The organism is Janthinobacterium lyxosi (genome assembly GCF_051380665.1).
GTDB lineage: Bacteria > Pseudomonadota > Gammaproteobacteria > Burkholderiales > Burkholderiaceae_D > Janthinobacterium.
Map to the genome: position 1 here is coordinate 125,463 of NZ_JBNYXM010000013.1, position 13,004 is coordinate 138,466.

Annotated in this window: 16 protein-coding genes; 12 read left to right on the forward strand and 4 right to left on the reverse strand. The window is 62.4% G+C overall.

What is annotated here, in order from left to right; genetic code table 11:
• Positions 1 to 80 precede the first annotated feature (80 nt).
• Entirely contained in the window at positions 81 to 329 is a 249-nt protein-coding gene (locus ACQ4WP_RS16075; protein WP_010398340.1) for a DUF3297 family protein, read from the forward strand.
• Between the two features lie 75 nt (positions 330 to 404).
• Here ACQ4WP_RS16075 and ACQ4WP_RS16080 read toward each other — a convergent pair whose 3' ends face one another.
• The 4 genes from ACQ4WP_RS16080 to ACQ4WP_RS16095 form a co-directional block, all read right to left on the reverse strand.
• The gene (locus ACQ4WP_RS16080; protein WP_436522295.1) at positions 405 to 1,052 is read right to left on the reverse strand and encodes a hypothetical protein; all 648 of its coding nucleotides are present in this window, start codon (positions 1,050 to 1,052) and stop codon (positions 405 to 407) included.
• Entirely contained in the window at positions 1,049 to 1,909 is an 861-nt protein-coding gene (locus ACQ4WP_RS16085) for a hypothetical protein (protein ID WP_436522297.1), read from the reverse strand. Before ACQ4WP_RS16085 ends, ACQ4WP_RS16080 begins: the two co-directional genes overlap by 4 nt.
• An 81-nt stretch (positions 1,910 to 1,990) precedes the next feature.
• A complete protein-coding gene (locus tag ACQ4WP_RS16090) occupies positions 1,991 to 2,809 on the reverse strand; it encodes a glutaminyl-peptide cyclotransferase (protein WP_436522299.1) in 819 nt (272 codons plus the stop codon).
• A 25-nt stretch (positions 2,810 to 2,834) separates the two neighbouring features.
• Positions 2,835 to 3,743 carry a LysR family transcriptional regulator gene (locus ACQ4WP_RS16095; RefSeq protein ID WP_436522301.1) on the reverse strand — a complete coding sequence of 303 codons (909 nt, stop codon included), beginning with the start codon at positions 3,741 to 3,743 and terminating at the stop codon, positions 2,835 to 2,837.
• A 103-nt stretch (positions 3,744 to 3,846) separates the two neighbouring features.
• Here ACQ4WP_RS16095 and ACQ4WP_RS16100 point away from each other — a divergent pair, with 103 nt between their 5' ends.
• The 11 genes from ACQ4WP_RS16100 to ACQ4WP_RS16150 all read left to right on the forward strand — a co-directional run bounded on the left by ACQ4WP_RS16100 (position 3,847) and on the right by ACQ4WP_RS16150 (position 13,000).
• Positions 3,847 to 4,320, forward strand: coding sequence for a CidA/LrgA family protein (locus ACQ4WP_RS16100; RefSeq protein ID WP_436522303.1), 474 nt, complete (start codon positions 3,847 to 3,849; stop codon positions 4,318 to 4,320).
• Positions 4,317 to 5,006: an LrgB family protein gene (locus tag ACQ4WP_RS16105; RefSeq protein ID WP_436522305.1), complete on the forward strand. Its 690-nt coding sequence runs from the start codon at positions 4,317 to 4,319 to the stop codon at positions 5,004 to 5,006. Before ACQ4WP_RS16100 ends, ACQ4WP_RS16105 begins: the two co-directional genes overlap by 4 nt.
• 191 nt (positions 5,007 to 5,197) lie before the next feature.
• Positions 5,198 to 6,289 carry a tRNA 2-selenouridine(34) synthase MnmH gene (gene mnmH, locus ACQ4WP_RS16110; RefSeq protein WP_436522307.1) on the forward strand — a complete coding sequence of 364 codons (1,092 nt, stop codon included), beginning with the start codon at positions 5,198 to 5,200 and terminating at the stop codon, positions 6,287 to 6,289.
• A 45-nt stretch (positions 6,290 to 6,334) separates the two neighbouring features.
• Complete coding sequence (selD, locus tag ACQ4WP_RS16115) at positions 6,335 to 7,399, forward strand: selenide, water dikinase SelD (RefSeq protein WP_436522309.1); 1,065 nt, start codon at positions 6,335 to 6,337, stop codon at positions 7,397 to 7,399.
• Between the two features lie 28 nt (positions 7,400 to 7,427).
• A complete protein-coding gene (locus ACQ4WP_RS16120) occupies positions 7,428 to 8,306 on the forward strand; it encodes a putative selenate ABC transporter substrate-binding protein (RefSeq protein WP_436522311.1) in 879 nt (292 codons plus the stop codon).
• Between the two features lie 55 nt (positions 8,307 to 8,361).
• Positions 8,362 to 9,174, forward strand: coding sequence for a phosphonate ABC transporter ATP-binding protein (locus ACQ4WP_RS16125; protein ID WP_436522313.1), 813 nt, complete (start codon positions 8,362 to 8,364; stop codon positions 9,172 to 9,174).
• Between the two features lie 17 nt (positions 9,175 to 9,191).
• Positions 9,192 to 10,004, forward strand: coding sequence for a PhnE/PtxC family ABC transporter permease (locus tag ACQ4WP_RS16130; protein WP_436522400.1), 813 nt, complete (start codon positions 9,192 to 9,194; stop codon positions 10,002 to 10,004).
• Complete coding sequence (gene phnE / locus ACQ4WP_RS16135) at positions 10,001 to 10,801, forward strand: phosphonate ABC transporter, permease protein PhnE (RefSeq protein ID WP_436522315.1); 801 nt, start codon at positions 10,001 to 10,003, stop codon at positions 10,799 to 10,801. Before ACQ4WP_RS16130 ends, phnE begins: the two co-directional genes overlap by 4 nt.
• A 26-nt stretch (positions 10,802 to 10,827) precedes the next feature.
• Positions 10,828 to 11,193 carry a hypothetical protein gene (locus tag ACQ4WP_RS16140; protein ID WP_436522317.1) on the forward strand — a complete coding sequence of 122 codons (366 nt, stop codon included), beginning with the start codon at positions 10,828 to 10,830 and terminating at the stop codon, positions 11,191 to 11,193.
• Positions 11,194 to 11,297: 104 nt separating this feature from the next.
• A complete protein-coding gene (locus tag ACQ4WP_RS16145; protein WP_436522319.1) occupies positions 11,298 to 11,792 on the forward strand; it encodes a GNAT family N-acetyltransferase in 495 nt (164 codons plus the stop codon).
• 536 nt (positions 11,793 to 12,328) lie between these two features.
• Positions 12,329 to 13,000 (forward strand): hypothetical protein, encoded by a 672-nt coding sequence (locus ACQ4WP_RS16150; RefSeq protein ID WP_436522321.1) that lies wholly within the window; start codon positions 12,329 to 12,331, stop codon positions 12,998 to 13,000.
• Positions 13,001 to 13,004: the final 4 nt, after the last annotated feature.

Here is a 13,004-nt window from a genome sequence, read left to right on the forward strand (position 1 = left end):
CCGCCATTTCATGGACGGTCCGACGGGTGCCCTGCGAAAGGCCGTTGTCTGGATCCGCATTCTGGGTGATAATTACGCCCATGAACGATACCACCACCTTACCCCCTTTGCCCGATCGCCTGTCGATCGACCCTAGCAGCCCTTACCACGTTGCAGCCGTGTTCGAGAACGACGTCGGCATCCGCTTCAACGACAAGGAACGTCTTGACGTGGAAGAATATTGCATCAGCGAACGCTGGATCAAGGTCGCTTCCACCAAGTCCCTCGATCGCCGCGGCCGTCCGCTGCAGATCAAGCTGAAGGGCAAAGTCGAAGCGTTTTACCGCTAAGCAACACATTGTCATCGAGGCCGATTTTCATCGGCCTTTTTTTACGTCTGCAGGTATTGCTCAGCCGCGTACCGATCAAGCGGCCGGCGGCGGCTGGAAGGCGCAAAAGCCCGGCCACTGGTCGCGGCTGTCGCATACTTTCAGGCATCCCTTGCCATCCTTGAAGGTGGCGCTGACCTGGATGGGAAAGCCATATTTGGGCGTGATGGCATTGAAAGCGGAGGGACAGCTTTTTTCGTTGCTGAAGCGGAAAGTGATCTCTTCGCGGCGGCCCTTGCGTTCAAATTTCAGCATGAAGGTTTCATTGCTGTTCCACTGCGCCTTGCCCGGCACGCGGAAGCGGTAGCGCGGGCTGCCCTGCTGCTGGCCATCGATGTGCTGGCCGAAGACGCGGCTGCTGGCCGTGGCCGTCTCGACCTTGGCGACCGGATACACCACGGCAAACATGTAAGTGCCGGCAAAACCCTGGTCGAAACCGAGGCCCTTCTGGTAAAACGGCACGACGATATGCGGCGCGCCCGAGTATTCCACGCTGTTGTGGGCCGTCATGCGCGACGTCAGTTTGTCATCGGGCGTTTGTGCAAAGAGCACATCGAGTTCCAGCAAGGCTTGTTGCTTGTCGATGTCTTGCGCCAGATAATCCTTGGGGAATATTTCGCCATGCACGCAGCCGGCCAGCAAGGAGGCGGCGAAGCAGCCGGCGATAAGTTTAGGTATTGTCATGGCAGTTTTCCCTCCGGCGGTGCGGAAGCGAGGCCCAGCCCCGTCACCTGCCAGCCGTTCTTGCCTTGTTTCCATTGAAATTGCTGGCCAAACCAGGCCAGTTCCAGCTCGCGCTGGATGCGGTTCGAATCCGTGCGGCCCTGGCGCGCCTTGATGGCGGCGCCCGCCTGTTCGGAAGCGGCCTCCGACAAGGGCTTCAGCCAGCGTTGATAGGTGTCGGGCGGCAAAGCCAGCACGCCGGCCACGCCGTCGTCACGCGTGGCAACGATGACTTGCAGCTTGGTCAGCTTCCTGGCGAGATAGGCGCCGCGCTGGCGGTCGGGCGAGATGGAGACCAGCATGGCGGGCGCGTAATCGCCCGTGACGGTACCCGGCACGTCAAACCACAGCAGCTCGCCCGTGCCCGTATCGAGCGCGCGGCCGTCGCGGGCAAACAGCAGCACCTCGCTGCGGCCCGGCTGCGGCACGCCCCATTCGGGATCGCGTTCCGTGCGCACCATGCTGTCGCGCTGCATGGGACTGATGGGGCGCATCAGCGGTTCGCCATTCTGCACGCCGATGAGAATCGTGCCCTGGCCCGTGTAGCCCTTGGTAAACGCCAGCAGCATGGGCTGGCCTTCGCGCGTGGCCTTGAGGGGGCGCACTTCCACCACTTCGCGCGCGCCGCCGGGCCAATAGCCCTGCTTGCGGAAAGAAAAAGTGACGAGCGAGTCGTGGCGGTCGTTCGTGACGACGAAGTCGCCGTATTGTTTGGTCACCGGCACATACGGCGTTTGCGCCTGCGCGGCGGGCACGATGGCGGCAGCCAGGCTGGCGGCCGCCGCCAGGCGGCGCAGGGGGAAAGAAAGGGACAGCATGGCATCCTGTGAAGGTCGCACTGGGCGAAGGATGAGCATCATAGACGATTCATCGCCAGCAACACTGTCCGGTAGGAAGCATCAAGGGCGCTGGATTTCAATCAGCTCGATTTCGAACAGCTTGGGCCACAGTTTGCCCGTGACAAACAAGCGCTTGCCGCGCGCATCCCAGGCAATGCCGTTGAGCACGGCGTCGGGATTGGCCGTGCCCCGCTGCGCGGGCGGCAGCAGGCCCGTCAAGTCGATCCAGCCCACGACCTTGCCGCTGGCCGGGTCGATGCGGGCGATCACGTCCGCGCCCCACACATTGGCAAACAGTTCGCCGTCGACTATTTCCAGTTCATTCAGGCGCTCGATGGGACGGCCTTCCGCCTTCACCTCGAAGCGACGCACCTCGGCCAGGGTTTTAGGATGCAGCACGCGGATGGCGGAAGTGCCGTCGCTCATGTAGACAAATTTGCCATCGCTGGCCAGGCCCCAGCCTTCGCCCTGGTAGCTGAAGGTGCGTTTCAGTTTGAAGGTTTTTTGGTCGAACACATAACCGGTCTGCGAAATCCACGTCAGGCCAAGGATTTCGTCGCCCACGTCCGTGATGCCTTCGCCGAAGACCTTTTTGTCAAGCATGCTTTTCTGCAGCACTTTGCCCGTCGTCAATTCCACCTTGCGCAGCGAGGACTGGCCGTTCTGGCCCGTGCTTTCATACAGGTGACCATCCTTGAACAGCAAGCCCTGGGTAAAAGCCTGGGGGTCGTGCGGATAGCTATTCTTGACGAAATAGCCATACACGGGTAGCGCGGCCTGGGCGTAGCCCATTTCGCTCATCAGGCCCACCGTGCATGACAATCCCAGCAGCAGCGAGCCGGCGGTGCGCTTGAGTCTGGCTTTCCCGATGTTCTTCATATTCTTGGCGATGGTTGGTGTACGCCTATTGTAAACGTGCCGCGTCCGCCATGCGCGCCCTGACGAGGTCCAGCCAGGCGCGCGCGGCGAACGACAGCCGCCCGCCGCGGCGCCAGGCCAGCATCAGATTCCATTCCACGGGCGGACCGGCTAGGGGAGTGACGGCAAACTGCGCGGGCTCCAGCGTGTCGCAATACATCTTCGGCAGCAGGCAGATGCCCACGCCCAGCCGCACCAGCGAGGCAATGAAATCCCACTGGCCGCTGCGGCCCGTGATGCGCGGCGCAAAACCGGCCCGCTGGCAGGCGTCGAGCACGATGTCATTCAGGGCAAACGCGGCGCCATAGAAGATGAAGGGACTGTCGGCCAGCTCGACCAGGGCCACCGAAGAGCGTCCCTGCCACGGCGAGCCGGGCGCGGCCAGCAGACACAGAGGTGAGCGCACGAGGGGCAAGGCTTCGAAATCCTGCCAGGTGGCCGCATTGCCCGGATAGTCGAGCATGGTGCCCAGTTCCACCGTGCCGGTGCGCAGGTCGCGCTCGATGGCTTGCGTGCCGCTTTCATACATCTTCAGCTCGATGCCCGGATAGCGCTGGTGGTATTCGGCCAGCCATGGCGCCAGGGTGGAATGCGTTTGCGGCGACACCCCCACGCGCAACTCGCCCCGCTCCAGCTCTTGCAAGTCGCGCAATTCCACCTTCAGTTCCGCGTGCAGGGCCAGCAACTCATGCGCGCGCGACAGCACCACCTTGCCCGCGTCGGTCAAGGTAAAACGCTTGCCGGCGCGATCCAGCAAGGCCAGGTCCAGCGACTGCTCCAGCTGGGCGATCATCTTGCTGACGGTAGGCTGCGTCACGTGCAGCTTGGCGGCCGCGCGCGTAAAACTGTTTTGCTCGACCACTTCGACGAAGTAGCGCAAGGAGCGGATATCCATGATGCATTCCAATATCGAATGATAATCATGAGTTTAAGTCATTTTATCTTTTGATGTGGGGTCACTACAATGAGAACTTCCCCCAGCCGTTAGAAAGCCCGCCGTGAAAGCACCAGCCTTGCAGCATTCCATCCATCCCACCGCCGCCCTGCCGTCCGCCCCCGCCTGGCGCCAGCCCGCGCAGACCGTGTGGCAAGTGGGCGTGCTGATTGCCGCCTGGTGGTTGGCCGACGAGGCCGCTTCCGCCCTGCACTTGCCGTTTTCCGGCGGCGTGGTGGGCCTGTTCGCGCTGGTGGCCCTGTTGCTGTCCGGCTGGATGCGGCCGGCCGCCATCGAACTGGGCGCGAACTGGCTGCTGGCCAATATGCTGCTGTTCTTTATACCGCTGGTTGTATCCGTGGTGCAATTTACGCAACTGTTGAAGGCGCAGGGTTTGATGCTGTTCGTGAATATCGGCCTGGGTTTTGCCAGCGTGATGCTGGCCACGGCGTTGACGGTGGAATGGGTGTGCCGTTATGAACGCAAATTGCGCCTGCAAAAACTCGTGCGCCAGCGCACAGCCAGGGCGGCAGCATGAGCACCCTGGTCTTGTCCCTGCTGTTTTTGCTGCTGACCCTGGTGCTGTTCTATGCCAACCAGGCCGTGCACCGCCGCCATCCGCATTTTTTGCTGACGCCCGCCATCTGCACCTCGGCGATATTGATCGTCATCGTGCAGGCGACCTCGACGCCGTTCGCCACGTATTTCGGCGAAACGCGCTGGCTGCCGTGGCTGCTGGGACCGGCCACCATCGCCTTCGCCCTGCCCATCTTCCAGGAACGCAAACTGATCCGCAAGCATTGGCTGGCCCTGAGCCTGGGCAGCTGCGCCGGCATCGTCGCGTCCGTGGCCGCCACCCTGCTGCTGGACCGCTTGCTGGGCGTGCACGGCGACATGGCGCGCAGCCTGCTGGCCCGTTCCGTCTCGACGCCGTTCGCGCTGGAAGCGTCGCGCCACATGGGCGGCTCGGCCCAGCTGACGGGGATTTTCGTGGTGATGACGGGCTTGTTCGGCTTGATGCTGGGCAAACCGTTATTAAAACTGCTGCCCTTGCGCATGCGCATCGCCCGTGGCGCCCCGTATGGCGCGGCCGCGCACGGCTTCGGCCTGTCCGTGGCGCGCCGGGTCGGCACGGAAGAAGGCGCAGTGGCCAGCCTGACGATGATATTCTCGGGCGTCGTAACGGTGCTGCTGGCGCCTCTGCTGGGCAGGCTGTTAGGCTAAAAACACCTATCAAAACCTACTGCGCGTCGTAATTTGCGGTCTGCGATGCTCACTGTACCTTCGTACAGTTGTGCTACTCGACCACAACTTCCTTCCGCTCGCTACGGTTTTGTTAGGTGTATTATGCCCCCACAGCACGGGCGTTTATCGGGGATAATACGTCTTTCCCCATTTCAAGCAGCCGTGCCACGATGAAATACCCTGCAGTCCTGCCTTTCAGCGACATCCTGCCCCGCTTGCACGAGTTCGATGCCATCATCGACGTGCGCAGCCCATCCGAGTTCGCGGAAGACCACTTGCCGGGCGCCATCAACCTGCCCGTGCTCGACGACGAGCAGCGCGTGCGCGTGGGCACTTTATACAAGCAGACCAGCGCCTTCGAGGCAAAAAAGCTGGGCGCGGCACTGGTGGCGAAGAATATCTCGCGGCATATCGAAGAGGGTTTCCTCGCTCATCCGCATGACTGGAAACCGCTCGTTTACTGCTGGCGCGGCGGCAACCGCAGCGGCGCCATGGCACACATCCTGGCGCGCATCGGCTGGCCCGTCACGCAGCTCGATGGCGGCTACAAGGAATACCGGCGCCATGTGAACGCCGAGCTGGCCACCCTGCCCGAACGCTTCGACTTCATCAACGTGCTGTGCGGCCCCACGGGCAGCGGCAAGAGCCGCTTGCTGCAAGTGCTGGACCGCCAAGGCGCGCAAGTGATCGACCTGGAAGACCTGGCGGCGCACCGCGGCTCCGTGCTGGGTGGCTTGCCCGACGCGGACCAGCCCTCGCAAAAGGCGTTTGAAAGCGCGCTGTGGCAGCAGTTGCGCCATTTCGACCCGCAGCTGCCCGTATTCATCGAGTCCGAAAGCAAGAAAGTGGGCCGGCTGCGCGTGCCCGATGCGCTGATGGAAAAGATGCGCGCGGCTGCCTGCACGGACGTGCAACTGGCCACGGAGCAGCGCGTGCAGCTGCTGATGGACGATTACGCCCATTACGTGGGCGATGCGGCCCGCCTGAACGTGCAACTGGCCCTGTTGACGCAGCTGCATGGCCGCGAGAAAATTGCCCACTGGCAGCAGTTGGCCACCTCGGGCCACATGGCCGAGCTGGTGGAAGCGTTGCTGGTGCAGCATTACGACCCCGTCTACCGGCAATCGATCGCCCGCAACTTCAGCCGCTACGCCCAGGCGACGCCGCTGGTCTTGCCCGATATTTCAGAACATGCCTTTGAGCAAGCCGCGCGCGCATTGTGTGCTATCGTCGGCGAACCCCGCACCGCCAGCGCCGCGTGAACGCTGGCGCCGCCTTTCATACTTTTTTTCAGCAGGATGACGACCATGTCCGATAGCGCAGCAACACCAAATACACCCATCCGGTTGACCGAATTTGCCCATGGCGGCGGCTGCGGCTGCAAAATTGCGCCGGGCGTGCTGGCCGACATATTAAAAGGCAGCGGCGGCTTTCCCCTGCCGAAGGAATTGCTGGTCGGCATAGAAACCTCGGATGACGCGGCCGTCTACCAGCTCAACGACGAGCAGGCGCTGATCGCCACGACGGATTTCTTCATGCCCATCGTCGACGACCCGTTCGACTTTGGCCGCATCGCCGCCACCAACGCCATTTCCGACGTGTACGCCATGGGCGGCACGCCCATCATGGCCCTGGCCCTGGTTGGCATGCCGATCAACAAGCTGCCGGTGGAAACCATCGGCCTGATCTTGAAAGGCGGCGAAACCATCTGCGCCCAGGCCGGCATCCCCATCGCGGGCGGCCACACCATCGATTCCGTCGAACCGATCTACGGCCTGGTCGTGCTGGGCCTCGTGCACCCGTCGCAGGTGAAGCGCAACGCGGGCGCGCGCGCCGGCGATAAACTGGTATTGGGCAAGCCGATCGGCGTGGGCATCTTGTCGGCCGCGCTGAAGAAGAATGCGCTGGACGCGGCTGGCTACGCCTCGCTGATCGACAACACCACCAAATTGAATACCCCGGGCAAGAAGCTGGCCCTGCTGGACGGCGTGCATGCGCTGACGGATGTGACGGGCTTCGGCTTGCTGGGCCACACCCTGGAACTGGCACGCGGCGCCAAGTTACAGGCGCGCATCGCCATGAATTCGGTGCCGCTGCTGCCGCAAGTGCAGCAACTGGCGCAAAACGGCAACATCACGGGCGCCTCCGGCCGCAACTGGCAGGGATACGGCGCGCAAGTGGCGCTGGACGACAGCCTGAGTGCCATCGACAAGGCGATCTTGACGGACCCGCAAACGGCCGGCCCCCTGCTGGTGGCCTGCGCGCCGGAAGCCGTCGAGCAAGTGCTGGCGATTTTCCGTGCCGAAGGCTTTGGCGACGCCGTCGTCATCGGCGAGATGCAGGAAGGCAGTACCGGAGTTTCCGTCATCTAATGAACAAATTTTTTGCAAAGGCACTCCCATGACCACGTTCTCGAACTCATTGAACAAGTTCCCCGCCATCCTGGCCACCGTCGCCGCCACCCTGGCCATCCACAGCGGCCTGGCGCAGGCGCAGCAAGTGCTGCGCGTCTCCGCCATTCCCGACGAAGCGCCGACGGAATTGCAGCGCAAGTTCAAGCCGCTGGGCAGCTATCTGGAGAAAAAGCTGGGCATGAAGGTGGAATTTACGCCCGTCACCGATTACGCGGCTTCCGTGGAAGGTTTGATCAATAACAAGCTCGACATGGTCTGGTTCGGCGGTTTCACCTTCGTGCAAGCCAATGCGCGCAGCGGCGGCAAGATCGTGCCCCTGGTGCAGCGCGAGGAAGACACGAAGTTCCGCTCGGTGTTCGTCACCACCAGCAAGGACATCAATCAGTTGTCCGACCTGAAAGGCAAGAATTTCACCTTCGGTTCGGAATCGTCGACCTCCGGCCATTTGATGCCACGCTACTACTTGCTGGCCGCCAAGATCAACCCGGACACGGACATGAAGCGCATCGCATTTTCCGGCGCGCATGACGCCACCGTGGCGGCCGTGGCCGGCGGCAAGGTCGATGCGGGCACCCTGAATATTTCCGTGTGGGAAAAACTGCTCGAAACGAAAAAGGTCGATCCAAGCAAGGTACGCGTGTTCTACACGACGCCCGGCTACTACGATTACAACTGGAGCGTGCGCGCCGACATGAATCCCGTCGTGCGCAAGAAGCTGACGGACGCTTTCCTGGCGCTGGACCCTGCCACGCCGGAAGGAAAGGAAATCCTCGAGCTGCAGCGCGCCACCAGGTTCATCCCGACCAAGGCCGAGAACTACAAGGATATCGAAGCGGCCGCGCGCAATGCCGGTTTGCTGAAGTAACGCTAGCCAATCCGCTGGCCGGCGGCACGCTGGCCAGCACATTCCCCATTCTCGCATGACATTTCAACTTCACAAGGTCAGCGTCCACCACGCGGGCGCCGCCAGCAATGCGCTGGCCCTGCGCGACCTGGACCTGGACGTGGCACCAGGTGAACAGATCGCCCTGATCGGCCCTTCCGGCGCCGGCAAGACCAGCTTGCTGCATACCCTGGCCTGCGCGCTGCGCCCCGCATCGGGCACCTTGAGCATCCTTGGTACTTCTCCGTGGCAGATCGGCAGCACCGGGCGCCACGCCTTGCGCGCGCGCCTGTTCCTGGCGCCGCAAACGCCGCCCCTGCCGCCGCGCCAGAGGGTCGTCAACGCCGTGCTGGCGGGCCGCTTGCCGCAATGGAGTTTGTGGACCGCCATCCGTTCGCTGCTGGCGCCCGTCGACCCACGCGCCGCGTGGGAAGCCCTGGGCAAATTCAAGCTGCAGGATAAATTGTATGCAAGAGTCGACCGCCTGTCCGGCGGCGAACGCCAGCGCTGCGGCATGGCCCGTGCGCTGGTGTCGAATGCGGAAGTGTTCCTCGTCGACGAACCGCTGTCCGCGCTCGACCCCACACTCGCTTTGCAGACGATCAATGTGCTGCAGGCCGAAGCGACAGCGCGTAACGCCACCCTGATCTGCAGCCTGCACCAGGTGGAGATCGCCCGCGCCTGCTTTACGCGCATCGTCGCCTTGCGCGATGGCAAGATCGTCTTCGACTTGCCTGGCGCCGAAGTCAGCGATGCCATGATAGAGCAACTGTATCGCAACAAGGCCGATCCGGCGCCGCAGTTCGAGGCCGTGGAAACGAACCTGGACGCCGCGAGACCCCTTTGCTGAAGAGTGCCGACGCCGCCATGCAGCGTGATCCCGCCTGGCGCGGCCGCCTGACCACCGCTGCCATCGTGCTGCTCGTGCTGTGGCCGATGCTGGTGCAGGCCGAATTCAAGCCGTGGATTTTATTCGATGCGCAAAGCCTGGCCGCCACCTGGCAATTCCTTGCCAGCTTCGTGCCGCCCGCCCACTCGCTGGAATTCCTGCAACTGGTAGCCATATCCAGCTGGGAAACCATTGCCATGGCCACGGCCGGCATGGCGCTGGCCATGCTGGGCGCCATACCCCTGACCTTGCTGGTGACGGAGCGTTTGTCGATTTCGCGCATCGGCTCTGGCCAAGTGTCGCCGCTGGCCGCCGCCGTGCGCCACGCCGTGCGTACTCTGCTAGTGCTACTGCGCAGCGTGCCGGAACTGGTCTGGGCATTATTGCTGGTACGCATAGTCGGCCTGGGGCCGACGGCGGGCGTGATCGCCATTGCGCTCACGTATTGCGGCATGCTGGGCAAGGTCTACGCGGAAATTCTCGAATCGTCGGACGCCGCCGCCTGCAACGCCCTGCTCCACAACGGCAGCGGCCGCCTGAAAGCCTTGCTGTACGGCGCCCTGCCCGAATCGGCCGCCGAGCTGGTGTCGTACACGATTTATCGCTGGGAATGCGCGATCCGCGGCTCCGTCGTCATGGGTTTTGTCGGCGCGGGCGGCCTGGGCCAGCGCATGGATGAATCGATGAAAATGATGGCAGGAAATGAACTGGCCACCATGCTGATGGTCTTCGTACTGCTGGTGGCAGGCGCCGATGCGGTCTCGGCCATGCTGCGCCGGAGGCTGGCATGAAGCAAGAGTCAACTTTGCTGCCCATCCCTACCCCGGTGCGCTGGTCCACCTGGGCCTTGCTGGCTGGTTTATTGCTGCTGGTCATCGCCAGCTTCGCCACCCTGCCCTTGAAATGGGGCGAGTTCTTCAGTGCCGACGCCGTGCGCACCAGCGCCGACTTCCTGCACGGCTTCGCGCCGCCGGAACTGGCCAGCCCCTTCCTCATGAGAGTCGGCGTGGCCACCTTTGAAACCCTGGCCATGTCGGCCATCGGCACGGTGATTGCCGCTCTCCTGGGCGCGCTGCTGGCCCTGCCCGCCAGCGGCCGTTTTGGCAGCCTGGCGCGCAATGCCACGCGCGCAATCCTGAACGTCCTGCGCTCGATTCCCGAACTGGTGTGGGCCTCGATTTTGCTGATAGCCGCCGGCCTGGGCCCGTTCGCGGGCACCCTGGCGCTGGCGCTGCATACGGTGGGCGTGCTGGGCCGTCTGTTTGCCGATGCGTTTGAAAACTGCCCGCCCTTGCCGGCCGCCACCTTGCGCATGAATGGCGCACACCCCGCCATGGCCTTCCTGTACGCGACCTTGCCGCAGTGCAGCCCGCAAATGATGTCCTACACCTTGTACCGCTGGGAAAACAATATCCGCGCCGCCGCCATTCTCGGCGTGGTGGGTGCGGGCGGCCTGGGGCAAATGCTGAAATACCATCTGTCGCTGTTCCAGATGCCCAGCGCCGCTACCGTCATCGTCGCCATGTTGTTGATGGTGGCCGCCGTCGATGCGCTCAGCTACGTGCTGCGTCGCGCCATGACCCGTTAACTTTTTACTTTTCACAAGGCAAACCCATGTCAGGCTGGTGGACCATTATCTCGACGCAAACGCCGGAACAGCTGGCTGATATGACGAAAGTCAACAAGGAAGCGTTTCTCGCCACCTGGGAAGCTGGCCTGTTCGGCGCGGACTGGATCGCGCAATTGTGCGCACAAGGCAAGGCAACCCAGCTGAGCTTCAACGGTTTCCCCAACCGCTACACGGCCTCGGCGGACATCATCGCGCCCCTGCTGCTGGCGGGCATTGCCGAGGCGCAAGACGGAGAATTTCCACAGGATCAGCTCACGGGCTGGCCCGGCTGCATTAGCCTGCACCGGGAACGCATTGCCGCCTGCACGCCCGGGCAACTGCTCACCATCGAAGTGTGGGACCAGTCCTAAGTTGCACGCGATAAACACGAACGGGGAGCCGGCACGGCAGCGATGCTGTTAATATTGCCAAATACATCAATGAACGGCCTTGTCGCGTAAGGAATCCTGGAGATTTGAACAACATTATCATCCACGCCACCATCGTCAGCGACTGGCCGGCCCTGAAAGCCACGCGCCTGGCCGCCCTGCTTGACGCCCCCACGGCCTTTGGCGCCAGCCACGCCAGCGCGGCCGGTTTTTCCGATGCCGACTGGCAGCAGCGCGCCGTCAGCACGCCGCAGCGCACGTTTTTCCTCGCATTTGACGGTGACAAACCCATCGGCCTCGCCGCGCAAGTGGTGGCCAACGATGGCGAGTGCCACCTGATCGCCATGTGGGTAGCGCGGCAATATCGCGGCCAGGCCGTGGCGCAAGGCTTGGTCGAGGCCGTGAAACAATGTGCCGTCGGCAGCGGGCACGCGCGGCTGGTGCTGGGCGTGGCGCCCGAGAATGCGCGTGCTACTGCGTTTTACCAGAAACAGGGCTTTGTCTTCCTGCCGGAATGGGAGTCGCTGGAAAGCCATCCGCATATCCAGGTGCAGAAGATGGAGTGGCTGGCGCCGGCATGAGCTCAATCGGTACACATAACGGCAATCCTGCAGCCCTCGATACCGCTGCTGGCACACCCTCAGGATGGCCTGTGTTTGATTGGATTTTCGACGCTATCGTCTGAATGGTTCGCCTATTGATGTATGGCCTGCTAGGAACAGTCATTGAAAAGCTATTCTATTGGCCTGGCTGGGCAATGCTGCGACTACTCACTCTGGGCCACTACCCTCCGGTGAGGGGGCTTCCTCACAATCACTTTGCCGTTGCCCTATTTTCTGCAGCAGTCATTGCTTCTGGCTTGCTGGTGGTATTGACGTAAATACAGTTGCGCGTATTGGGGAAAAACAGCGATTTCAAGCACTCCATCCATCCCAATTGACATCCTGTCTTAAAAACTTCCTGGCGCCTCTGTTTCTTTTTACACTCATGCCAAGGTGGGCTTGACAGGTAATTACTTGAGATTCGGATGAACAGGATGAAGATGCGTGCGATAGCTGGTCTTCTGCTGTGTTTATGCGGCGCTGCGGTCCAGGCCCGGGCGGACTCCACGCAAGCCATGGATCCATCCGGACAGGATGCGGCGGTGTCCGTCAGTGTGAAGCGCATCAGGGATCCGGACTGGAAGCCCTACAGTGCGATGCTCAAGGGCGTCAAACGGTTTGAGGAAAAACATGTGCTGGCGCCTGGCGCCGAGTTGCGCTTCATCCTGGAACCGCGCCGTGCCGATGTCGACATGCACGCCATCGCGCTCCGGCTGGAAAGCGATGAGGCAGGTACGGCGATACCGCTGGGGGAGCGCAATATCTTCACCTTGCCCGTCGAGCAGGGTCCGCTGTATGAAAAGGCCGAGCTGACCTTGAATCGCAAGGCGGGGTCGGTCAGGTGGATACCCTACATCCGCAGTGCGGCAACCAGCGACACGACGCGCCGCCTGGGCGACCTGTGGCTGGCCTGCGAAGTCCATTGGACCATCGACAAGGAAACCTTGCCTTTTGCGATGCGTACCGCGATGAGCGCATTCGGCGGTCCGTGTAATTTCGTGTCGCAAAAGGGCACCTACAGCTTTTCCGAACCGCGGCGCATCACCGGCGCAACGATCAGCTTCAATGGGAAAAGCGCGCCCGTGCCATTCAGCGTATCGTCGTTCACGCCGCCGTTACGGGAGCAGGACTGGAGCGACGACAGCGTGCTGGAACTGACATTCGACAACGACCAGGCTGCGCAGTAACTAT